Raw genomic sequence first — 23,861 nt, forward strand, 5'->3', positions numbered from 1 at the left:
AAGCACAGATTGTCTAAAGATTAATGCCTTTCAGTATGCAAACCAGTCTTCACCGGTCTTGTAGGCGAAACACCCAGTACATTCAGCGTACCCGCCATGACATCATGGAATACCGGACCAGAAACCGGGCCACCATAATAACCATTAGTAGTAGGATTCTGGATATTGACGGCCACAATAACACGCGGATTATCCGCTGGTGCAAAACCAATAAAGGTGGCCATATGCTTGGAGTCAGAATAATGCCCGTTTACCAGCATTCGTGCCGTACCGGTTTTGGCGGCAACATCATATCCTTCAATTGCCCCCTGCAAACCAGTACCACCAGGCTGAGTCACAGCAATCATCATATGACGTACTTCCCGTGCTGTTTTTGGCTGGATAACCTGTTCACCCTGCGGCGCCCTGTCCAGCTTGAGAAAACTGACCGGCAATAACTTTCCATCATTGGTAAAAATAGTATATGCCCTTGCCAGCTGTAGTAGGCTCATCTGAATACCATAACCGAAAGACATAGTAGCCTGCTCAATCGGGCGCCAGTTGTGCCAGTCACGTACCACTCCCGGCGTTTCCCCCGGAAAGCCGGAATGCATCCGGTGACCAAAACCGATAGAAGTATACAGGTTGTACATTTCTTCCGGAGTAAACATGGCAGAAATTTTACTTGTGCCAACATTAGATGACTTCTGAATGATGCCGCGCACATCCAGATAAGGATAATTATGCGTATCCCGCACTGTAGCCGGCCCGATTTTATATGGCAAAGTATTAAAACCGCTGCTCGGCCTGATTTTACCGCTATCCAACCCCTTGGCAATAGTAAACGGCTTCATTGCACTACCCGGTTCAATCATATCGGTAACAGCACGGTTGCGGCGTGCATCACTTTCAACAGATGCCGGATTATTGGGGTCATAGCCCGGCGAATTGACCAATGCAAGAATTTCACCGGTTTTACCATCCAGTACCACCACAGAACCAGCCGAAGCAGTATGAAACTGCATCGCTTTATTCAAAGATTCATAAGCAATAGACTGAATACGCTGATCTATAGACAGCACCATATTGGCACCATTCTTCGGTGGCTGGTTGCGGGGCGAGTCCAGACTGTCAACAATATTACCTTTATTGTCGCGCAGTACAACCTTGGCTCCGTCAACCCCATGCAGAATACTTTCGCGTGACAGCTCCAGACCTTCCTGTCCTTTACCATCAATATTGGTAAAACCAATAATATGAGAAAAAATCCGCCCCATCGGGTAATGGCGTTTACTTTCATGCTGAAAGGCCAGACCTTTAATATTCAGTGCGGCCACTTTTTCTGCGATCTCTGGCGGCAATTGACGTTTCAGATAAATAAAGTCTTTATTACGACTGAGACGGCTTTTAATCGTTGCAACCGGTACATCAATCAGCTCAGACAACTGTTGCAGCTGAGCTTCAGCAGGCATCTGTTCCATGGCCGAAGGTACTGCATATAAAGAATCTGCCGGCGCGCTGATCGCCAGTGCCGCACCATTACGGTCAGAGATTGTGCCTCGGGTGGCAATCAGTGGCAGAGTACGGACAAAGCGCTGATCACCCTGCTCTTTCAAAAATTCATGTTTTTCAGTCTGTAGATAAATACCACGTCCGATTAGCATGGCAAATGCCACAGCCAGAGTGCCCAGCACCAACACTATCCGTCCGTTAGTTGTTACAGGTTTGACCTGTTTCACCTCACGGGGCAGCATGCGCGGCTTATAATCGTTTTTAATTAACATAGTAGTTTGTTCCACTGCCGGATATCGCTGCCTGAAAGCAACATTCCATTATTCTCTGCTCATTCATATCATCATTTAACTGGTCGGGGTACGGCCAGCATCTGCGTTTCGGCCAGTGATGGCGAATGCAGACTCTGCCGGGCTGAAGCATCCTGAATCAACTGATGATTGGATAACCGTGCCTGCGCCAGCTTTAAACGACTGAAATCTTCATTCAGAAGACTTTCCCCTTTTTGCGCCTTATCCAATGCGATAAAAAACTGGCGCGAACGATTCTGTACTGTTACCACAGCAAATGCTGAAGCCAGTACCAACAAAAGCAAAATAATGTTGATTTTATTCATAATAAACCAACCATAAATCTTTATCTAACAACTGCGTTCTGCCACACGCAACACCGCTGAACGGGCTCGCGGATTGGCTTCAATTTCGGCAGAAGTGGGCTTTTGTGCCTTGCCTATCAGACGCAGGGGCGGCTGCTCACGCTCTGTTTCCTTAACCACAGCCCAGCGCGGTAAAGGCGCCGGACGACTGTGCTGCTGCATAAAACGTTTAACAATACGGTCTTCAAGTGAATGAAACGAAATCACCGCCAGCCGGCCACCAGTAACCAGACAATTCATCACCTGAGGAAGCACCCCTGTTATTTCTTCCAGTTCACGGTTAATAAAGATGCGAATGGCCTGGAAGGTACGCGTGGCCGGATCCTGCCCGCGCTCACGAGTACGGACGACTTGTGCCACGAGGCGCGCCAGCTGGCCGGTTGTGGCAATCGGCATTTCTTCCCGCTGTGCCACAATTGCCCGTGCAATCTGGCGACTAAACCGCTCTTCACCATAATTTCTAATCACCTCATGTATAGCCTGCTCTTCAGCTACCGCCAACCATTGAGCTGCCGACTGTCCGCGTGTGGTATCCATACGCATATCCAGTGGCGCATCAAAGCGAAAACTGAAACCGCGGCCAGCTTCGTCAATCTGGGGGGACGAAATACCCAGATCAAACAGCGCACCATTTATCTGCCTGATACCCAATTGTTCCAGTGAGCGTGTCAGTGCAGAAAAACCTTCATGCACTACCTGCACCCGCCCGTCCTGCTGTGCCAGTTGCTGCGCCACAGCTATCGCCTGTGGGTCTTTGTCAAAAACAACCAGCCGACCATCATGTCCCAGCTGTGACAAAATCAGACGTGAATGACCACCACGACCAAAAGTTCCGTCAACATACACACCAGCAGGCTGTACCTGTAAACCGGCAACTGCCTCATTTAAAAGAACGGTCACATGACCGCCATTACTCATCTGTTCACTCATAATTGCAGTTGAGTCTTACCCAATTCTGCTGCCAGCATGTCTTCATCCATATCCAGTGCGGCATTATTCTGTTCTTCCCACAGTGCCCTACCCCATACCTCGATGCGATTGGCACGACCCACCACATAAACCTCACGTTCAAAATTCACCAAACGGCGCAAGTGCGCCGGCAACAATACCCTGCCGGCACTATCCAGCTCCATGGTATCGGCGTTATGCAACAGTAAATTCTGATATGCCTGCAATACCCTGTTACCTGCCACAGGCAGCTGTAACAGCTGCGCTTCCACACTGCGCCATGATGACTCGGGATACAGCAATAAATGCGTGCGCTTTTCCAGTGTAGCTACCAGCACCGGAGTGAAATGACGCGCCAGCAAATCACGAAATTTGGCCGGGATGGCCAATCGCCCTTTACTGTCTATACTCAACTCGTACGCGCCGCCAAACATGACTCAGCTCCAGTTCACCGTAACGGGATTATCCCCCACTTTGCAACACCTTTACACACTTATTCACACTATAAGGCAAATTTGCACGCAGGGTCAATGTAATCCAGGCAAACTTTACCTGCGCAAAAAAGCAGCTGAGAGCATAAAAAAATAACTATTTCAATACATTAATTTACAATTAATGCAAACCAGCTTATTTGTACTATTTGAGATACTTTATCCGAACAGACACAAGCGAAAATCAACGTTTATAATGACTTCTCCTTTACAATTTTCACCATCTATCCCATGGATAATTTACCCAGCCCTGAACAAGCCGCTCTGGCCAGTTCACAGACATTGACTGCACTCATTCAGCAGAAAATCCAGCAACAGGATAACTGGCTATCTTTCGCCGACTACATGCAGATGGCACTTTATACCCCTGGTTATGGTTATTACACCGGAGGCGCGCAAAAATTTGGCAGAGATGGTGACTTTATTACCGCACCAGGACTAACGCCGCTGTTCGGACAAACATTAGCACAGCAGTTAAATGCACTATTACCGCAAACTGCAGGTAACATTTACGAATTTGGTGCCGGTACCGGCCAACTGGCCGCATCTATCCTGCCTGCACTGCACAGCGGCCAGCTTCAGTACTACTACATTATCGAACTGTCGGCAGAACTGGCACAGCGCCAGCGCGAATACATCCATACCCATGCCCCTGCTCAGGCAAACAAAGTTATCCACTTAACCCAGTTACCGGCACAATTTGATGGCATACTGCTGGGCAACGAAGTTCTGGATGCCATGCCAGTACCGATTTATCAGCGTCAGGGAAATCAGGTAACAGAAATGGGCGTCAGCTGGCTGGACGGCCGATTAAACTGGCAATCCCGACCCATTAGCAATCCGACTGTACAACAGCAGATACTGGAGACCTTCCCAGCAACAGCAGAGCCCTATCAATCCGAACTACATCCACAGCAATATGCTTTCGTCGCCACACTGGCGCAAAAACTGCAACGCGGAGCCATGATCTGGATTGATTATGGTTTTGATGCAGCACAGTATTATCATCCGCAGCGCCTGCAGGGTACTTTAATCGGGCATTACTGCCATCACACCATTCATGACCCCTTTTATTATCCCGGCCTGACTGACCTAACCGCCCATGTCAACTTCACCCGCATTGCCGACGCCGGGATCGATAATCATCTGGACTTGATTGGCTACACCAATCAGGCAACATTTCTGCTCAATCTGGGGATAACCGAATTACTGGCACAAACCGGTAAGCCCGAGGATACAACCTACGTTCAGGCAGCCTCAGCCTGCCATACCCTGCTGAACGCGCATGAAATGGGCGAATTATTTAAAGTTATCGCATTTGGCAAAGATATTGATGTTGACTGGCAAGGATTTATGCATGGGGATTTGTGTCATAAACTATAGAAAGATTAATTACAAATAAATTCTACTTACAAGTATATAAAAAACAATTATTTTTATAATATACAATATGCATATAGTATAAACCCTTATTATCTACAAACTACAATCAATTCTAACAGCAGGAGTATATAGAAAAGAATGGCTTATGATCTAACCAAAAGACTAGTAATAGGATTGGCTTCAAGTGCATTATTTGATTTAGAAGAATCAGATCAGATTTTCAGAACTAAGGGAGAACAGAGTTATCGAAATCACCAGAGGACATATGAAAATGAACCACTCAAAAAAGGAGTTGCATTCCCTTTTATAAAGAGACTTTTGTCATTAAATTCATTAAATAATGAAAATGGACCTCTTGTAGAAGTAATATTATTATCAAGGAATGATCCAGATACTGGCTTGAGAGTGATGAACTCAATAGAGCATTACAATTTAAACATTACCAGAGCTGTTTTTTTGCAGGGAAAGTCACCTTTGCCTTACATACCCGCTTTCGATATTGAGTTATTTCTATCAGCTAACAAAGTTGATGTGCGTCAAGCGACAGTAGCTGGTTATCCTGCTGGTATGGTAATGAAAGGAAATATAAAAGACGATATTAACGACCATGAGCTAAGAATCGCCTTTGATTTTGATGGTGTAATCGTTGATGATGAGGCTGAAGCAATTTACCAGCGAAACAGAGATTTGAAAAGTTTTCATGAAAATGAAAACTTAAAACGAAATATTCTCCATAATCCAGGGCCGTTAAATAAATTTATTCGCAGACTAGCGCATATTCAGAAAATCGAGCATTTAGAACTCTCTCAAAATTCTAAATATCGACCAATTCTTAAAACAGCGCTCGTCACAGCAAGAAACGCACCGTCGCATACAAGAGCTATTAACACTTTAAGAGAACTAGGAATAGAAATTAATGAAGCTTTTTTTCTTGGTGGAGTAGAAAAAAATAAAGTATTAGAAATTATGCGGCCCCACATTTTTTTCGATGACCAGATGATTCATTTAGAAAAAGTAGCACAAATACTTCCATCGGTACACATTCCATTTGGCGTGACTAATCCTTAAAATATGTTGATAATTAAATAAATTTTCGAGATTACTTATACATAAAAAGGAAAAAAAACATGTCATTACTATTATCACCCATCACCATTGGCAACCTGTCACTGAAAAACCGCGTGGTTATGTCTCCGATGTGTATGTATGAAGTAAAGAAGGAAGATGGCATTGTTACGCCGTTTCATTTCGCACATTATGGCGCACGAGCCATTGCCAATGTCGGCCTGATTATCATCGAAGCGACTGCCGTACAGCCAGACGGGCGCATTACCAAACATGATTTAGGTTTGTGGAACGATAAGCAGACAGAAAAATTTAGCCAGCTGGTAGATTCATTACATTATCTGGGCAGCAAAGTTGGTGTACAACTGGCACATGCCGGACGTAAAGCCGTAGACGCACAACAGCCAGTAGCACCCAGTGCTATTGCGTTCAACACCAGTTTAAGAACGCCACAAGCACTCAGTGTGGATGAAATCAAACAGATCCGGGCAGATTTCGTGGCTGCAAGCAAACGTGCCCAACAGGCTGGCGTGGATGTTATTGAAATTCACGGTGCACATGGATATCTAATCAGTGAATTTCTATCACCACTGAGTAATCAGCGCAACGATGAGTATGGCGGTTCGTTAGCCAATCGATATCGTCTACTGCACGAAATTGCCACCGATATCCGCGCACAGTTTTCCGGCTCATTATGGGTACGTCTGTCTTTATCCGATTACGACCAAAGCGGTAAGCAAAACAGCATTGCCGACTGGCAGCAAGTGTGTCAGTGGCTTGAACGTGATGGTATTGATGTTATTGATGTATCAACCGGTGGTGTTATGGATTATGCCCCCGATTTACCGCTACATGGCGGTTATCAGACACCGTTTGCTACTGCCATGAAACAAGCCGTGAATATTCCGGTAGCGACAGTAGGCTTACTGGATAGTCCGGATCTGGCTGAATATATCCTGCAAACCAAGCAGGCGGACCTAATTCTGGAAGGACGGGTATTATTACGCAATATAAATTGGCTAGCTGATGCTGCCAAGCAGTTGCATGACCATGATTATCAGCCTTTCAATAATTCTTACCAGCGCGGACAACTGAAATAAAATTATCTTTTCAGCAAAACAAACAAGCCAGACTGAAAACAGTTTGGCCTATTTGTATAGCACCAAATACGCTCAACTACGCCATCTCCGTTGCCACGTGCACCGATTCTGGCTGTAAACAGGCCAGATACTGCGGCTGCATCTGTACCAGAAAACCACGTTTGCCGCCATTAATATAAATCAGCGGTAAAGCATAAATACTTTCTTCTACATATACCGGCAGTCCAGCCTTATTGCCAAACGGGCTGGTACCACCCACCAGATAACCCGTCCATTTATTGGCCTGCTGCGGGCTGGCTGGTTCTATATGCCTCATGCCCAGCTCCCGTGCCAGCTGGCGCGTGGAAATATGCCGGTCACCATGCATCAGCACAATCAAGCCCTGCTTGTGTTCATTTTGCAGCACAATGGTTTTAATCACCGCATGCTCATCCACACCCAGCGCTAATGCCGATTGTGCCGTTCCGCCATGCTCAACGTAAGCATATTCCTGTGGTTCAAATGGTATCTGGTGGGCACGCAAAAAACGGATAGCAGGTGTTACCGGAAATTTACTTTTACTCATCACTTCACCTCATCAATTCAGGCAAGGACAACTGTGCTAACATCATTGTTTTACTACCCTCAAGAGCCTGTACATGAGTATCGAATTTTACCAGAGCGGTAACCGCCTTGCAGAAGCCACCATTGCCAACGGCCTGATATTTCTCGCCGGACAGGTACCCACCAATGAAGATGCCGACATCACCGCACAAACCGCTGATGTTCTGGCACAGATAGATACTATCCTTGCTGCCTGCGGCAGTGACAAACAGCATATCTGCGAAGCAGTTATATACCTGAGCGATATGCAGGAATATGCAGGCATGAATCAGGCCTGGGACAACTGGGTTACACCAGGCAAAGCACCAGCAAGAGCCTGTGTTCAGGCTGCATTGGCCAATCCGAAATGGAAAGTGGAAATCAAACTGACCGCAGTACAGAAATAATCTGGTTAAAACAATAAACCCGCCATAACAGCGGGTTTATTGTTTGAATGGAATACGATTTAGCTACGGTAATCAGCATTAATCGCCACATACTCTTTGGATAAATCACAGGTATAAATCTTCGCCTGTGCCTCGGCACGTGCCAGATCAATTGTCACCGTTATTTCATCCTGTGCCATTACCTGCTGGCCCGCCTCTTCCGTATAGCTGCCGGCCCGTCCACCTTTTTCTGCCACCAGAACATCACCCAGATATACTTTAATTGCCGCTACATCAAGATCAGCAATTCCTGCATAGCCAATGGCACACAAAATACGCCCCAGATTCGGATCACTGGCATAAAAAGCGGTTTTTACCAACGGTGAACGGGCAACTGCATAACCTACTTGCCGTGCCTCAGCCTCTGTCAGCGCATTGCGTACATCAATAGTAATAAACTTGGTAGCACCCTCACCATCACGCACGATAGCCTGCGCCAGCTCCAGTGCCAAATCAGCCAGCACTGTTTTCACCGCGGCATAATCTTTGCTGGTCACAGAATCTATCCGCCCTAATTGAGACTTACCTGTAGCCACCACCACAAAACTGTCATTGGTAGACGTATCCCCATCCACACTAATCGCATTAAACGATGTGGCCGCTACCTCAGCTACCATCTGCTGCAACAGCGGCTGAGCAATGGCTACATCAGTAAACACAAATCCGAGCATGGTAGCCATGTTCGGATGAATCATGCCTGAACCCTTGGCAATTCCGGTAAAGTGTACTTTATGCCCATCAATATATACGGTACGGCTAGCCATTTTGGGCACAGTATCGGTAGTCATGATTGCGGCCGCAGCCCGCGGCCAGTGCACAACCTTAACCTTGGGCAAGGCTGCCACAATCTTATCTACTGGCAAGGGTTCAAGAATCACACCTGTAGAAAATGGCAGCACTTCCGAGGCACGACAGCCAATCTGTTGTGCTACCTTTTCACAAATAAATTCTGCATCTGCCAGCCCCTGCCGGCCAGTACCGGCATTGGCATTACCGGTATTAATAACCAGTGCACGTACCCCTGCATCCGTTGCCAGATGCTGTTTGGCAATCTGCACCGGCGCGGCACAAAAACGGTTTTGTGTGAATACAGCCCCAATACTGTTTAGGCTATTGAGCACCACCAAAGTTAAATCATCATGCTCTGGTTTTCTGATTCCGGCCTGACCAACGAAAACCTGCACACCATCAATGGCCAAAACCTGCTCATCACTCGGTACAGACAAATTAACCGCCATAACTATCCTCCTTTATATTGAATGCATCAGCTTATTTTTTTACACAACCAAATAAATTTTCATCACGATTCTTCTGGCTGAAACTTGCGTTTGGTCAGCACACGCCAAATAAACATTACATAACCAGACAGACTATAGAGCAGGAAAAAGGCAAACAGCACCACCGATGGTTCCCATGTCACCACCAGCAGAACGATAACAGCCAGAATCATCACAAAAAAAGGAACTTTGCGGTAAACATTGATTTCCTTAAATGACCAGAATGGTATCTGCACCACCATGGATAAACCACCAAACAGGGTAATAATCAGGCAAAGCCAGTTTAAATGGGGTAAACCCTGAAACGTATGGCTCACCCAGATTAAACCAATCACCAGAGCAGCAGCTGTCGGACTGGGAATACCAATAAACCACTTCTTGCTCACCTTGCCAATCAGGGTATTGAAGAGTGCCAGCCGCAAAGCCGCACAGGCGCAGTAGATAAAGGCCACTGAATAGCCAATTTTACCAAAATGAAATAACTGCCATTTATACGCAATCAGCGCTGGCGCTACGCCGAAACTCACCATATCCGCCAGACTGTCCAACTGCTCACCAAACGCACTCTGGCTATTGGTCATACGCGCAACCCGCCCATCCATCCCGTCCAGTAGCATGGAAATAAACACGGCAATCGCTGCAATTTCATAATGGCCATGCATAGACTGGGTAATCGCATAAAAAGCAGCAAAAAGCGCGGCCAGCGTAAACGCATTCGGTAGCAAATAAATACTGTTGTCACGTAGGCGCCGGCGCCGGCTTGGACGATTTGGGCGATTATGTTTAATCACATCAGTTTGTTCTTGTATCATCTTTAGTCAAATCCTCAACAGGCAGTATCAATCATCGTCCTGTTCATCATGCATCACATGCTTCATGTTAGCCAATTCAATCATGGCCGTACGCAAATCAGCCAGACCGCTACCATCCTGTACTGAAATATAAACAGCCTGTGGACGGCCGCTTATATCACACACGATACCTTGCGGCCGCTGCGCAGCAGCCAATTTGTCAATTTTATTATAAATAATCAATTGTGGTATGTTTGCTGCATCAATTTCTTTCAGCACCGCATTCACATCATCAATTTGCCGTTCAAACTCCGGATGAGTAACATCCACCACATGCAATAGCACATCAGCCAGAGCTGTTTCCTCCAGCGTAGCAGCAAAAGCAGCCACCAGACTATGCGGCAAATCACGTACAAAGCCTACAGTATCCGACAGCAATACACTGGTCTGGTCATTCAGGTACAGGCGACGCACCGTATTATCCAGCGTAGCAAATAGCTGGTCTTCTGCCAGTACCTGTGCTTTGGTCAGACGGTTAAACAAGCTGGACTTTCCCACATTGGTATAGCCCACCAGTGCAAAAGCAGGCAGCATACCCTGATTACGGCTTTTACGCTGTGTTGCCCGCTGCCGCCGTACCTGCTGCAATTGCTGGCGTAAACGGGTGATTTTCTGCTTGATAAGGCGGCGATCGGTTTCCAGCCGTGTCTCTCCCGGCCCGCGTAATCCTATCCCGCCCCGCTGGCTTTGCAAATGCCCATAACCACGCACCAGCCGGCTGGACAAATGCACTAACTGCGCCAGTTCTACCTGCAAACGTCCTTCCTGACTGTGCGCACGCCGGGCAAAAATAGCCAGAATCAAACCAACCCGATCCAATACCCGGCATTGTAGCCGCCGTTCCAGATTGCGCTCCTGCGTTGGCGTCAGCGCATGATTGAATACCACCAGATCAATCTCAGCCTCAGCTACCTGCTGTGCCAGCTCCTCTGCCTTGCCCTTACCTACAAACAATGCACTATCCGGCTGCTGACGTTTACATGGCACCACTTCCACCAGTTCAGCCCCACTGGCACGCACCAGTTCCTGAGCCTCAGCCAGTGCCGACTGAAACAGAGTTGTACGGCGTTCAGCTGCAACCGGGAAATCCTTATCCAGCAGGACACCTACCAGCAACACCCGTTCTGGTACCTGTCGGGCTGATAAACTGGCTTTAGCAAATTCACTCATAAGCTATCTAATTGAATAACAACAGGCTGCCTGATCCTGAAAAGGAACAAACAGCCTGTAAACGATAAATAATATCTATTCCTGTAACAGTACATGCTGTGCCGCTACCGCTGCCCGGTCAGTGGCCTCTTTCACCATATCGGCCTCTTCTGTAGTGTTGTCCACAGAACTCGCACTATTTTCTGGCGCAGAACCGGCAGCCGGTGCATGTAATGGCAAAGTAGCCAGTACCGTACTACTGGCACTTACCTTATCACCAATTGCGACCAGCGGTGTAGCGTCTTCCGGCAGATAAACATCCACACGCGAACCAAACCGGATAAAACCATAACGATCACCGCGATGCAATAAATCGTGTGCATTGACATAACACAGGATACGTCGTGCCACCAGACCGGCTACCTGTACAAAAGTCACCGGCCGGCCAGTTTTTGTTACGGCCAGTACCGCATTGCGCTCATTTTGCACACTGGCCTTATCCAGCGCAGCATTCAGGAAACTGCCCTTAAAATAATCTACCCGTTCCACCTTGCCATCAATCGGGCTGCGATTGGAGTGAACATTAAACACATTCATAAACACACTGATTTTCAGCGCATTAACACCACGATACGGATCAGTGGTTTTTTCCACCACCACAATACGCCCGTCTGCCGGACTCAGCACATCTTCTGGAGCAACAGGAATATCACGCGCCGGGTCACGAAAAAACTGCACCACAAATGCCGTCAGTACCCATAACGGCAGCGACCACCATCCGCACCAGATAACAGTTAATATGCTCAGCACCAGACTACCGATAATAAACGGCCAGCCTTCCTTTGCAATCAAAGGATAAGGATACATACGTGACACAAGACTACTCCTTTACAGATGAGATACTGCGGACAGACCGCCAGCAAAAGCAATGACAAAATTATAACCTGAAATCCGCCTTTTCAAGCTAAAGCACTGCATATAACTATAAGCAGATTTCACAATACGAACAATATTAAAACGAATACATACAATAATTTCAGGCTGCGTATGCAGCAAAAATCATTTAAACAGAAAAACAGCCAGCATTACCAGCGCAATCACCGCCAGCCAGAAATTCTGTTGGCGCTGCGTACGTAGCAAATGTACATAAGCATCACGCCATTCCAGCTGCCGTCTTTCATCTAGCAGAGCATTCAGCTTGCGCGGTAGCACTGGCAGCATTTGCGCCCAGTCCGGCGCTTCCTGCCGTACCGTTTTCCACAAAGCCTTCAGACCAATCTGGTTATGCATCCAGCGAGTTAAAAACGGTTTGGCCGTGGCCCATAAATCCAGATTAGGATCAAGCTGCCGTCCCAGCCCCTCAATATTTAATAATGTCTTCTGTAACAACACCAGTTGTGGCTGAATTTCCACATTAAAACGGCGGCTGGTTTCAAATAAGCGCATCAGCACCATACCAAAAGAAATCTCAGCCAGCGGCTTGTTAAAAATCGGTTCACATACTGCGCGTACAGCAGCTTCCAGCTCCTCTACCCTTGTATCTGCCGGTACCCAGCCAGACTCAACATGCGCCATTGCCACCCGATGATAATCACGATTAAAAAAAGCCAGAAAATTAATCGCCAGATAACGTTTATCGTAATCAGTCAACGTACCGACAATACCAAAATCCAGCGCAATATAGCGGCCATCATTCGCCACCATAATATTGCCCGGATGCATATCGGCATGGAAAAATCCATTATCAAATACCTGAGTAAAGAAAATCTCTACCCCATAGCGAGCCAGCTGGTGTAAATCAATATTTTTCTCACGCAGCCTGTCCAGACTGGCAACAGGAATACCATCCATCCACTCAATTGTCAGCACCCGGCGTGCACAAAAATCATAATAAACCGCCGGAATAATCAGCATCGAACTATTACTAAACTGGCGCCCGAGCAGGCTGGCATTGGCCGCCTCTCTCATCAAATCCAGCTCATCATGCAGATAATTCTTGAATTCTGCCACTACCTCTCGAGGCTTCAGCCGCTTACCATCAGCAAACAGCCATTCCACCCAGCGCGCACCCACGGCCATCAGCGCCAAATCCTGATCAATCACCGGAGCAATATTCGGGCGCAAAACCTTCACTGCCACCTTCTGGCCAACACCACCATCTGTATTAAACAGATAAGCCTCGTGTACCTGCGCAATAGAAGCACTGGCTACCGGTTGCGGATTAAACCGGGCATAAATTGCCTCCAGCGGTTTACCCAGCTCACTTTCAATAACCTTAATTGCCACGTCGCTGTCAAATGGTGGTACCCGGTCTTGCAACAGGGCCAGCTCATGAGCATAATCTGCTGGTATCAAATCCGGCCGAGTGGATAATACCTGCCCAAATTTAATAAAAATCGGCCCCAGACTTTCCAGCGCCAGACGCAAGCGTACTGCGGCCGTTAACTCCCGGTATTTGCGGCCACGAGGTAGCAGGCGTACAAGTCTTTGCAACCATAATGGCCCTATATGCGCCTGCACCAAGTCCAGCAGACCATATACATAGACCGTCTGGATAATCACCCAAATTCGTTTAGGCCAACACCACATGTACGCAGCTCCGGTTTATCCGAATAAAGCGGTTATTGTACGGGATTTTATCCTCCTTTACCGAGCAATAGCTGCGCGCACTGATATCATACTGTTTTAGCATTCTTTTCCGTTAACTGTACTGCACCAGCCACATCGCCCGGCACAAACACATAAGCACGCCCAAAACCGGTTACCAGACGTGCTTTTTCCAGTTGCAGACGAAACAGCATAAAATCCGGCAGCCCACTCAGCACATCTACCGTATTACCCAGTTTGGCTTTCATTGCCTGCAAAGCCGCAATACCATCAGTAGTGTCTTTTTCGATAGTCGTTACCGATACTGTATAATTCAGTCGTGTACGGGCAAATATATTGCGGGCAGAAGCTTCGTCTTCAATCAGCATCACATTCGCCTGCTGCTGCCGCTGCAAATTCTGTGTATGTAACGACAACCCAGACAACAAAACATACAGACAGCCATCATACTCAGCAAATGGCGCATAGCTCGCCAACGGCACCCCATCCTGCCCTACCGTAGCCAGAACCAGAGAATTTAACTGTTGTAACCGTGTTACGGCTGCCTGAAGTTCAGCTATATCATGTTGTTCGCTCATAGATCCATTCCTAAATCAGATTAACCATATCAAAAATTAATGATAATAATTTTCATCTGAAAACTCAAATACCATTCACAGTCTGTACTACCAGCCATAGCCAGCAAAAATATCGCGCCCAACAATACAGATAAAAAATGATTGTTAATCAACAATAGACTCAAATATCTGATCTGAATCAACACAATCTGCATCTGTCGGCGCATATTGCAGCGACAATAAAAAATATTAAACGTCGACAACCCCAAAAATTAGGTAAAATCACCAGCCAGCCACCAGCAACACTTTAAAATAAATTCAACCCACCAGCAGCGGTACAACCTCATGCGCAATCAGTATAATCCAGCAGCCAACCAGCTCCAAACACGCTCCGGGCAATTTAAACAGAGATTGCTCAAACTGGTATTATTCTGTGGTTTCCTGATTCTGTTTATCCATCTGCTGGCCAGTCTGGATAGCAGAACAGCCAGCAATCACAAGCCGTGGCATGCAGATTTCACAATTGCCACATTCGAACCAGACGGCTCCTTTCTGGCTCTACCCTATTCTTATGTCCAGCAGCACCCACTAGCCAAAACCACTTTTCTGGCTAAAAACCCAGAAGGCAGCAAAGAGAAGAATGACAACGACACCTTTAGCTACAAAGTTGTGCAGCAAACAGCACAACAGCAACTGATACAAACCAGCCTGCGCACATCCCGCAGCATTACCATTGCCACATATCAGGCAACAGCCAGCACTGTGACACCTATCAAATCCACGGCCTATGCCGTAGACCAGATTTCCATGGCAGCGGTACTGGCCTTAATCAGCGTATTAGCTATGCAATTTTTATACCGGTTTCTGCGCCGCCGTCGTCCTTATCATCAGCAAACAAACTAAGTTCTTCCTTTCCCATATTGCCTAGCTTATTCTCAAACACAAAAAAGCCACCTGCAACAGGTGGCCAAACAATATCAATAGTTAATTTATTCAGGCTGAATCAACCCGTTCGCAGTCGATACCTCTGCTACAGCCGGTTGTACATCCTGCTGTTGTGCCAATAATTTATGTCGTGCATCCAGATAACGCTGAATAGTCTGCATCAGCTCCTGCGTTCCCTGATGCGCCAGTGCGCTGATTTCAAATACTCGTGGCGTTGTCAGGTCAAATTCAAACTCATCATCCGGCTGCGGATAATCCCAGCCGATATCGTCAAGAAACTGAGCCACACGGGCAGCACGCTCATCCTCAGCCAGCATATCAATTTTATTCAATACCAGCCAGCGCGGTTTATCATGTAACGCCTCATCAAAGCGGCGCAACTCCTCAATAATCGCCAGAGCCTCAGCCGCCGGATTCACACCTTCATCAAAAGGTGCTAAATCCACCACATGCAGCAGCAGCCCCGTACGCGACAAATGTTTCAGAAAACGGTGCCCCAAACCGGCACCTTCGGCCGCACCTTCAATCAGTCCGGGAATATCAGCCATTACAAAACTGTGATTATCATCACTACGTACTACCCCCAGATTAGGATGCAAAGTAGTAAACGGATAATCAGCCACCTTGGGTCGTGCTGCTGAAACCGCACTAATCAGCGTAGATTTACCGGCATTCGGCATACCCAGCAAGCCCACATCAGCCAGTACCTTCAATTCCAGCAGCAAACAGCGTGACTCACCCTCCTCACCCGGGGTAGCCTGCTTCGGTGCACGATTAACCGATGATTTGAAGTGAATATTACCCAAACCACCCTTACCACCTTTAGCCAGACACACCCGTTGACCATGATGCGTTAAATCAGCTACTACCTGCTCCGTATCAACATCACGAATCAGCGTGCCCACCGGCATCCTCAGCTCAATATCATCAGCACCACGTCCATAACGGTCAGAACCATGGCCTTTTTCACCATTTTTAGCCTGATAGCGTTTAACAAAACGATATTCCACCAAAGTATTGATGTTTTCATCCGCTACCGCCCAGACACTGCCGCCTCTGCCACCATCACCGCCATCCGGGCCGCCCTTAGGCACAAATTTTTCGCGGCGGAAGCTGGCCGCACCATTGCCGCCGCGGCCGGCAACTACCTCGATTTTTGCTTCATCAATAAACTTCATATCATTCTCAGTCTGCAATATTTAGCCCGGACAGACAAAAAGCGTACTGCCCATGTGAAAGCGTCATAGCGTGATTATAGCTAAACTACAGCACAATAGTGCTGACTATTCACCACAACCGGCTTTACAACAAAAAAGCCCTGCCAGACAGGCAGGGCTTAGTATCAGTAAAAACTTACTCGTCTGCGCCAGTATACGGACGCACACTTACTGTTTTACGGTTCAACGCGCCTTTTACGGCAAATTCCACATAACCATCCACTTTAGCAAATAAAGTGTGGTCTTTACCCATACCTACATTTTCACCAGCGTGAAAACGGGTACCGCGTTGACGAACAATAATTGAACCAGCCGGAATCAGTTCATTACCAAAGGCTTTAACGCCCAAACGTTTGGCTTCTGAATCACGACCGTTGCGGGAGCTACCGCCTGCTTTTTTGTGTGCCATTCTGTTATTCCTTCACTCAATTAGGCAATCGCCACGATTTCAATCTGGGTAAAATTCTGGCGGTGGCCCTGACGTTTCTGGTAGTGTTTACGACGACGCATTTTGAAAATACGTACTTTATCGTGACGGCCATGTGCAACCACTTTAGCAGTTACTTTCGCGCCTTCAACAAAAGGCGTACCCACTTTCACCGCTTCACCGTCAGCAATCATCAAAACTTCATTCAGTTCGATCTGGCTGTCGAGTTCTGCTGGTATCTGTTCTACTTTTAATTTTTCGCCAACGGCAACTTTATACTGTTTACCGCCGGTTTTTACGACCGCGTACATACTCAACTCCAATAGGAATTCAATTAAAAAAACAAAAACTAAATTTCCGCATAAAAACGGAACTGGCGATTATAACAATCACCGAATTTGCTGTCAAAACAGTAAATAAAATATCTTGCTGAATTCATAGAATTTAGAATAATACTCATATATAGTTGCAGTATGTATGCATCCACCAGCTCACAGCCAGCACCACATTTATCAGTCAATTCTCTGGCTAACAGCTAATTAAAATTCGACAATCAAACACAAAGCAATTACTTCATCAATAACAATCAACGCTACAGACTACATCTTCTGAATGCAGCTTTTCCGTTTGCAACAATAGCTAAACTTCCTGCTTTGTTTCAGGCAATGACCATAACCCCTTCTTGCCTGACTCATCGAATACCGAAAAACCAACCCCATATCACAGATAAATCGTCATATTAATCAACAATTAATATAAATATGAAAAATTTAATTCACCTAAAAACACAACAAATACACACAAAAACCACAAAAAATTTCTTTCCAAACACAACAATCCGCAAAAAACCATTTAATGCCAGAAAAAATCAATAAAAACCTACTTCATTATTAATTACAGCATATTCAAGCAACAAAATAGCAAATAAATCTATCAAAACAAATAATTATGCACATCAAATCCATTCAGCATTTACCTATAAACTAATACTAACTATAGCTTAGTGCTTTAATTAACATTCATTATCGAATGTAAAATAATGTCGATAGCAGGCAAGCTGAAAACCAACTAAATACAAGGCTAAAATAAATTTCTAATCTACTTTCATAACAATCAAACGACATAAACATTAAAACCACAAGCATAAAAAAGGCCAATTAAATAATATTTAATATCCATCTGAGTTAAATCTTATATCCAGAACTTTTGTCCTTTACACAACCTATTGAAAAAAATTTTTCTTTATTCGTGCTAACATAAATTTTCCTTAATCAATAAATTTAGGAAATAAAATGAAAAAATTAGCCGTACTTTTTACATCTTTGCTTCTAGCCCTTCCCGCCAGCAGCTTTGCCGGTAATCCCAGTGTGGGCATAGTTCACCCTATCGGTGATGTTAATCCAATTACTACAAAACCGGTTGATATCACCTCTCCCTGGGTATTGATTGAATCAAAACCTATTTTGCATATTCTGTACATTTGTACTTGGCAGCGTAGTACCATTAGCATTGGTGGCACCACCAAAACCGAGAAACAAACACATCTTGGCCTTGGTAGCTGTATACACACCATGCCCAAAAACTAAGCAACAATCAAATATTCATCTCAAACTCCTTATTCGTAAGGAGTTTTTTATTGCCCGCAACATTTCAGACTTGCTGTACCCTATTCGCAAACTCTGGCCTGATTATCTGGTACCGATTATTCACAGCAACACACTTTTATTACCAAAAGCTATTTATATAGATACACATACAAAACTATCCAAGACAGCTATTACTCATATCTCAACACCACAACTACAAATATATATAGCCATTCTGGTAATGAACATATCCGCACAGATATATCAACCTGCTACAAGCGCACAGCAACATTTTTACCCTACCTACCCCACCTGCCAATACATCAATCTTTATATATCGGCAGGCAAAAGCTGCCATTAATTGCATACAGAAAGATAATCACACTGAATACAATCTTGACTCATTTCGTTACCACATATCCTCACAGCAATATAGAAGCCATTGCCAAAATCACAGCAAGCAGCACTATATCCGTCGCAATACTGGAAAAATTGTTATTTATAACCATAGACTTGCATTAAACCCAAATACACTATTCAAATGCTTTAGCCCATTAGCAAAAATATATTCACTGCCTGTGCTTGGAAAAATCAGCTACTCAACAACCATCAGCCCTGCATCCGCACATCTTACCAAAGCCAATAATATACTCACACAGAAAAAATGTAACTTAATCAATCAATTGACAAGCATACCACTATAGCCATAAAAGCCTGCTGCGGATTCAGTCCCCAGCACCGTTATTGCTGCCACAGGTTCCAGAACACATCGGTATTAACCCAATCTAACTTTTCTCTTTCCTAAATTGATTTCAAGTATAATAATAGGCAAAAGCGCTCAGCAGTTACGAGCACTCATTGATTAAATCACATCACCAGTACCAGTTGCAGAAACGCTAAACACATGCTTGAAAACCTGCCCTATTTCCAAAAACACCTGCCTGAAGACTTAAACCGAGTTGATGCGGTAATCAACCGTGCTGTCGAATCTGAGGTTGTCCTGATTTCTCAAATTGGCCAGTATATTATCAGCGCCGGCGGCAAGCGCCTGCGTCCGATAATCACCATTCTTGCCGGCAAGGCACTGGGCTACAATGAGGATCCACTGTTTTCACTGGCAGCCATGGTGGAATTCATCCACACCTCCACCCTGTTGCACGATGATGTAGTAGATGAAAGCGACCTGCGCCGCGGCCGCGAAACCGCCAACAACCTGTTTGGCAATGCCGCAGCCGTGCTGGTAGGCGATTTTCTCTATACCCGTGCCTTTCAGCTAATGGTAGGTTCCGGCAGCCTGCGCATTCTGGAAGTAATGGCCGAAGCCACCAATATCATCGCTGAGGGTGAAGTGATGCAACTGATGAATATTGGCAATATCGACGTAACCGAAGAACAGTATCTACAGGTAATCAAATACAAAACCGCCAAACTGTTTCAGGCCGCAGCACAGGTGGGCGCCATACTGGCCAAAGCCTCCGAAAAACAGGAGCTGGCACTGAAAAACTACGGCACTTATCTGGGCACAGCATTCCAGATTATCGATGATGTACTGGATTACGCCGGCGATGTAGATACCATTGGTAAGAACGTTGGTGACGATCTGGCCGAAGGCAAGCCCACTCTACCGCTGATTTACCTGCTCAATCAGGGCAGTCCTGCTGCCGCTGCCGATGTGCGCCATGCACTGGAGCATGCCGACCGCAGCTATTTCGACAAAATTCACCATCATGTTATTCATTCAGACGCATTGGCCTATTGCACTGCACAGGCCAAAAAAGCAGTAGATGCCGCAGTTAACTGCCTGAATGATTTACCAGATAATGAAACTACACAGGCCATGCATGATTTAGCATTGGCATCTTTAGCCCGAATCTCTTAAAATAACGGGCTATGGCTGATTCCAGCCATAGCCCTGTTTTTTCAGTCTCGCCGTAGTTCAACGGATAGAACACATGCCTCCTAAGCGTGTGATACAGGTTCGATTCCTGTCGGCGGGACCAAAGAATATATATTGATTAAAGAGTTAAATAATAGCGAGTATTATAATAAATTTAACTAATAAAATTAAATATATAATCTAAGTTTTTTATTTATCATTTTAACTAAACCAATAAAAAATATTGAGAAATATTAGTTGAAATTAAAGATATCCTTAATTTGCTTTTCCACTCAAAATTTGTATTTTATAATTTACATATATATTCATAAATTCAAAATTAACCGTTTATTGATAATTTTTTGTATAATAAAGATAACTTTAATCAATTCTTTGAACTTGAATATGTTTAATAAGAACAAAAATATTTTATATACTCTATCTCTATATTTTACATCATCAATTTCTATATTATTGGGTTTAGGTTACGCGGAAGATTGGAGTAATAAAAATATTATTACTGGGATAATTTTTTTCTGCTGTTATCTCACTGGTGCAGCACATAGATATACATTAATTTTTTTATTAATATCTTTCTCAATCTTATCTCTATATTTTCCCACTGGCTTAATCTACGGTAAACCAACTGCTGAAGTATTGAGCCCTTTGTTTCAAACAAACAAGCTGGAAGTAATAGGTTATGTTTTAGCTTTAAAGTATTATTTATTAATACCTATTTTGTTTATATGCATTCAATACTTGATCTATCATATAGTTAAGAATACGCAAAGTAAAAAATCACTAACTTCAATTATATTATTTTGTTTTTTTACATATTTAAGTTTATTTGGTATATCTATCACTAATCAAAGCATAAATGAAGAAGCTCCGTTAAAGAATATAATATCTGCCTATGAAATAATACAGCAACAAAAAGAAGAACTAAAAAAATATATTGGAGATAATGATAATATTCAAATAAATTTAATAGATAATCGTGATGATACAGAAGTTAGGGTGGTGATTATTGGAGAATCTGTGAGAAAAGATTATTTATCTGTTTATGGCTATCCCTTAAACACAACTCCATACCTTAATACTGCAAAAGGAATCTTCATTGATGGATTAATAGCAGCTGCTTCTAACACACAATTATCTCTTAGCAGGACTTTATTCAAAACAATACCCAGTGAAAATAAAATAAATTGGGGTATAAATTTTGTGTCTCTGGCCAATAAAGCAGGATATGAGACCTATTGGGTAAGTAATCAAGGTATTATTGAATATGGTGATGATATATTCTATACTTTGGCACAATCAGCCGGTCAGGCTCATTTTTTTAAAAAAGGAAATTATTTATCTAATGATACTGACGACGAAGAGATTTTACCTATTTTTTCAAAAATTGTTAACAGCAATAATAAAAATAAGGTAATTTTTATTCATATGATAGGTTCTCATGAACCAGTATGTTATAGATTAGGTAATTTTCAGCCTAGCTTTCAAATTCATAACGAAGCAAGCTGTTATGTAGCAACAATTGAAAAGCTAGATCTATTTATAAAAAATATAACCGATATTCTTAAGAAGAAAAATTATAAATTAATGTATTTTTCTGATCATGGTTTATCTGTAGAAAAAGAACGAATTTATCATTTTGCAGATATATATGAAGTGTATCAGGTACCTTTATTTTATTTAGATTCAAAAGCAAAAGAACATGTTCAGATAAAGAAAATAATCAGCAGCTTGAATTTAATAGATTTATATTCTAATTTTATTAATATAAGAACAAATTTTACCAATGAGAAATATAGCTTTCATTCAATTACTGAATTGGAAGATAACCCTGATCCTCTAATTTATTGGAAAAATTACAAACATATCTCCAGCATAAAAAATAAACAGCCTCCAATTACAGATATTATTATTGATACCAAGAAAAGCGTTCCAAAATAAAAAAATTATACATTCTCAGATGAATGTATTAGTAAAATTGATCTATAAATACCTCACCGGTTTTAATATGGGCTGTATGATTGAATATAATCTATGGTTATGCAATGTGATTTTGCCCAATTAGTAAACGTGTTTCCGGTGAATTCCGGCCCATTATCTACTCGTATTTTTAGTGGATAACCATGATATTCGGCCAGTTTATCCAGATAACGAGTAATTCTGCCAGCCGGTAAACTGACCGCAATATCAATGCCTAACGCCTCACGATTAAAGTCATCTATCACATTGAAAGTTCTAAAGCGTCGTTGATTGCGACTGCTGTCACTCATAAAATCCATTGACCAGCATTCACCTTGTTTACTGGGTGCCGATAGCCTTTCTGGGTTTCGTGGAGGAATGCGTTGTTTACGCTTTACCCTGAGATTAAGCTTTAATTGGCAATACACCCGATACACACGTTTATGATTCCAGTTATAGCCAAGCTTTCTGATACGATTAAAACATTTGGGAAAGCCCCAACGTAAATGCCTGTCAGTGATAGCACTGAGTACTGACACAATCACCGAGTCATCCGGTAATTTAGGTTGATAATAGTAAGCACAGCGGCTTAAGCCAACAATTGCGCAGCTCATAGCAATAGTAACAGGGTGACTTTCTTGTAATTGCACAGCCCAAGCTTTACGTGCCTTGGTAGGCACTATAGCTTTTTATGATTTCCTCCTGAAGCTGAGATTTTAAACTGAGCTCGGCAAACATCTGCTTAAGCTTGCGGTTTTCAGCCTCCAGCTCCTTTAAACGTTTGATATCGGACGTTTCCATACCACCGTATTTTTCCCGCCATTTATAAAAAGTCGAATTGCCGATGCCATATTTACGGCAAAGTTCTTTAATAGGAATACCGGCTTCAGCTTCTTTTAAAATAGATACGATCTGATGTTCAGTCATCTTTTTCATGTTTAAATCCTCTGTGGGTTGATAGAGAGAATTTTCTACTTTGAGGCTGTACTATTTTAGGGGGTAGATTAAAGAAAGTCGAAGACGCGCAAGCTCTAAATCAGTACCACAATAAAAACTTGCAGACCGAGAACGCGAAAGAAAAAGCGCCAAATTATAAGCCTCACCTGTAACTATCCCCTAAAATAGTACAGTCCCAAAGTAGAAAATTCTCTTCATTAACCCACAGAGGATTTAAACATGAAAAAGATGACTGAACATCAGATCGTATCTATTTTAAAAGAAGCTGAAGCCG

24 protein-coding genes and 1 tRNA gene are annotated in these 23,861 nt (G+C 44.1%); 9 read left to right on the forward strand and 16 right to left on the reverse strand.

The window, feature by feature from the left end:
- Window positions 1-20: 20 nt before the first annotated feature.
- The 4 genes from GYX26_RS01760 to mraZ all read right to left on the reverse strand — a co-directional run bounded on the left by GYX26_RS01760 (window position 21) and on the right by mraZ (window position 3,528).
- The gene (locus GYX26_RS01760; RefSeq protein WP_100089439.1) at window positions 21-1,763 is read right to left on the reverse strand and encodes a penicillin-binding protein 2; all 1,743 of its coding nucleotides are present in this window, start codon (window positions 1,761-1,763) and stop codon (window positions 21-23) included.
- Between the two features lie 71 nt (window positions 1,764-1,834).
- The gene (gene ftsL / locus GYX26_RS01765; protein WP_174827788.1) at window positions 1,835-2,107 is read right to left on the reverse strand and encodes a cell division protein FtsL; all 273 of its coding nucleotides are present in this window, start codon (window positions 2,105-2,107) and stop codon (window positions 1,835-1,837) included.
- Window positions 2,108-2,131: 24 nt separating this feature from the next.
- Window positions 2,132-3,076, reverse strand: a complete 945-nt coding sequence (gene rsmH, locus GYX26_RS01770; protein WP_100089441.1) for a 16S rRNA (cytosine(1402)-N(4))-methyltransferase RsmH — start codon at window positions 3,074-3,076, stop codon at window positions 2,132-2,134.
- Window positions 3,073-3,528: a division/cell wall cluster transcriptional repressor MraZ gene (gene mraZ, locus GYX26_RS01775; protein WP_037404983.1), complete on the reverse strand. Its 456-nt coding sequence runs from the start codon at window positions 3,526-3,528 to the stop codon at window positions 3,073-3,075. The genes rsmH and mraZ overlap by 4 nt, the downstream gene beginning before the upstream one ends.
- A gap of 288 nt (window positions 3,529-3,816) precedes the next feature.
- Here mraZ and GYX26_RS01780 point away from each other — a divergent pair, with 288 nt between their 5' ends.
- The 3 genes from GYX26_RS01780 to GYX26_RS01790 all read left to right on the forward strand — a co-directional run bounded on the left by GYX26_RS01780 (window position 3,817) and on the right by GYX26_RS01790 (window position 7,133).
- The gene (locus GYX26_RS01780) at window positions 3,817-4,968 is read left to right on the forward strand and encodes a class I SAM-dependent methyltransferase (protein ID WP_174827789.1); all 1,152 of its coding nucleotides are present in this window, start codon (window positions 3,817-3,819) and stop codon (window positions 4,966-4,968) included.
- A 138-nt stretch (window positions 4,969-5,106) separates the two neighbouring features.
- Window positions 5,107-6,036, forward strand: a complete 930-nt coding sequence (locus tag GYX26_RS01785; protein WP_174827790.1) for a 5'-nucleotidase — start codon at window positions 5,107-5,109, stop codon at window positions 6,034-6,036.
- 59 nt (window positions 6,037-6,095) lie between these two features.
- Window positions 6,096-7,133 carry an NADH:flavin oxidoreductase/NADH oxidase gene (locus GYX26_RS01790; protein WP_174827791.1) on the forward strand — a complete coding sequence of 346 codons (1,038 nt, stop codon included), beginning with the start codon at window positions 6,096-6,098 and terminating at the stop codon, window positions 7,131-7,133.
- A 76-nt stretch (window positions 7,134-7,209) separates the two neighbouring features.
- On the opposite strand, the gene GYX26_RS01795 is transcribed toward GYX26_RS01790, so the two are convergent.
- On the reverse strand, window positions 7,210-7,698 hold the full coding sequence (locus tag GYX26_RS01795; protein ID WP_174827792.1) for an aminoacyl-tRNA deacylase: 489 nt from the start codon (window positions 7,696-7,698) through the stop codon (window positions 7,210-7,212).
- A gap of 73 nt (window positions 7,699-7,771) precedes the next feature.
- On the opposite strand from GYX26_RS01795, the gene GYX26_RS01800 reads away from it, so the two are divergent.
- A complete protein-coding gene (locus GYX26_RS01800; RefSeq protein ID WP_174827793.1) occupies window positions 7,772-8,122 on the forward strand; it encodes a RidA family protein in 351 nt (116 codons plus the stop codon).
- Between the two features lie 59 nt (window positions 8,123-8,181).
- Here the strand turns inward: GYX26_RS01800 and argJ are convergent, their stop codons facing one another.
- The 6 genes from argJ to GYX26_RS01830 form a co-directional block, all read right to left on the reverse strand.
- On the reverse strand, window positions 8,182-9,399 hold the full coding sequence (gene argJ / locus GYX26_RS01805) for a bifunctional glutamate N-acetyltransferase/amino-acid acetyltransferase ArgJ (protein WP_174827794.1): 1,218 nt from the start codon (window positions 9,397-9,399) through the stop codon (window positions 8,182-8,184).
- A gap of 62 nt (window positions 9,400-9,461) precedes the next feature.
- Window positions 9,462-10,250 carry a CDP-diacylglycerol--serine O-phosphatidyltransferase gene (pssA, locus tag GYX26_RS01810; protein WP_174827795.1) on the reverse strand — a complete coding sequence of 263 codons (789 nt, stop codon included), beginning with the start codon at window positions 10,248-10,250 and terminating at the stop codon, window positions 9,462-9,464.
- 27 nt (window positions 10,251-10,277) lie between these two features.
- Entirely contained in the window at window positions 10,278-11,459 is a 1,182-nt protein-coding gene (gene hflX / locus GYX26_RS01815; RefSeq protein ID WP_174827796.1) for a GTPase HflX, read from the reverse strand.
- A gap of 75 nt (window positions 11,460-11,534) precedes the next feature.
- Window positions 11,535-12,314: a phosphatidylserine decarboxylase gene (locus tag GYX26_RS01820; protein ID WP_174827797.1), complete on the reverse strand. Its 780-nt coding sequence runs from the start codon at window positions 12,312-12,314 to the stop codon at window positions 11,535-11,537.
- Between the two features lie 183 nt (window positions 12,315-12,497).
- Window positions 12,498-14,027 (reverse strand): ubiquinone biosynthesis regulatory protein kinase UbiB, encoded by a 1,530-nt coding sequence (gene ubiB / locus GYX26_RS01825; RefSeq protein WP_174827798.1) that lies wholly within the window; start codon window positions 14,025-14,027, stop codon window positions 12,498-12,500.
- Window positions 14,028-14,113: 86 nt separating this feature from the next.
- Window positions 14,114-14,623, reverse strand: a complete 510-nt coding sequence (locus tag GYX26_RS01830) for a HugZ family protein (protein WP_174827799.1) — start codon at window positions 14,621-14,623, stop codon at window positions 14,114-14,116.
- A 324-nt stretch (window positions 14,624-14,947) separates the two neighbouring features.
- On the opposite strand from GYX26_RS01830, the gene GYX26_RS01835 reads away from it, so the two are divergent.
- A complete protein-coding gene (locus tag GYX26_RS01835; RefSeq protein ID WP_174827800.1) occupies window positions 14,948-15,505 on the forward strand; it encodes a hypothetical protein in 558 nt (185 codons plus the stop codon).
- 86 nt (window positions 15,506-15,591) lie between these two features.
- Here GYX26_RS01835 and obgE read toward each other — a convergent pair whose 3' ends face one another.
- The 3 genes from obgE to rplU form a co-directional block, all read right to left on the reverse strand.
- Complete coding sequence (gene obgE, locus GYX26_RS01840) at window positions 15,592-16,725, reverse strand: GTPase ObgE (protein WP_174827801.1); 1,134 nt, start codon at window positions 16,723-16,725, stop codon at window positions 15,592-15,594.
- A gap of 175 nt (window positions 16,726-16,900) precedes the next feature.
- Window positions 16,901-17,173 (reverse strand): 50S ribosomal protein L27, encoded by a 273-nt coding sequence (gene rpmA, locus GYX26_RS01845; RefSeq protein WP_025331257.1) that lies wholly within the window; start codon window positions 17,171-17,173, stop codon window positions 16,901-16,903.
- A 20-nt stretch (window positions 17,174-17,193) separates the two neighbouring features.
- Window positions 17,194-17,502, reverse strand: a complete 309-nt coding sequence (gene rplU / locus GYX26_RS01850) for a 50S ribosomal protein L21 (protein WP_100089455.1) — start codon at window positions 17,500-17,502, stop codon at window positions 17,194-17,196.
- A 981-nt stretch (window positions 17,503-18,483) separates the two neighbouring features.
- Between rplU and GYX26_RS01855 the strand changes: the two genes are divergently transcribed.
- The 4 genes from GYX26_RS01855 to GYX26_RS01870 all read left to right on the forward strand — a co-directional run bounded on the left by GYX26_RS01855 (window position 18,484) and on the right by GYX26_RS01870 (window position 22,612).
- Complete coding sequence (locus GYX26_RS01855) at window positions 18,484-18,777, forward strand: hypothetical protein (protein WP_174827802.1); 294 nt, start codon at window positions 18,484-18,486, stop codon at window positions 18,775-18,777.
- A 904-nt stretch (window positions 18,778-19,681) separates the two neighbouring features.
- Window positions 19,682-20,656, forward strand: a complete 975-nt coding sequence (locus GYX26_RS01860; protein WP_174827803.1) for a polyprenyl synthetase family protein — start codon at window positions 19,682-19,684, stop codon at window positions 20,654-20,656.
- Window positions 20,657-20,702: 46 nt separating this feature from the next.
- Window positions 20,703-20,777: transfer RNA gene (locus tag GYX26_RS01865), tRNA-Arg, on the forward strand.
- Window positions 20,778-21,058: 281 nt separating this feature from the next.
- Window positions 21,059-22,612, forward strand: a complete 1,554-nt coding sequence (locus GYX26_RS01870; protein ID WP_174827804.1) for a phosphoethanolamine transferase — start codon at window positions 21,059-21,061, stop codon at window positions 22,610-22,612.
- A gap of 62 nt (window positions 22,613-22,674) precedes the next feature.
- On the opposite strand, the gene GYX26_RS01875 is transcribed toward GYX26_RS01870, so the two are convergent.
- Window positions 22,675-23,280: a DDE-type integrase/transposase/recombinase gene (locus tag GYX26_RS01875; protein WP_174827805.1), complete on the reverse strand. Its 606-nt coding sequence runs from the start codon at window positions 23,278-23,280 to the stop codon at window positions 22,675-22,677.
- Window positions 23,281-23,290: 10 nt separating this feature from the next.
- A complete protein-coding gene (locus GYX26_RS01880) occupies window positions 23,291-23,566 on the reverse strand; it encodes a transposase (protein ID WP_174827806.1) in 276 nt (91 codons plus the stop codon).
- Between the last annotated feature and the right edge of the window lie 295 nt (window positions 23,567-23,861).

Origin of the sequence: Snodgrassella sp. ESL0253 (assembly GCF_013344965.1) — a bacterium.
Lineage (GTDB): Bacteria > Pseudomonadota > Gammaproteobacteria > Burkholderiales > Neisseriaceae > Snodgrassella > Snodgrassella alvi_B.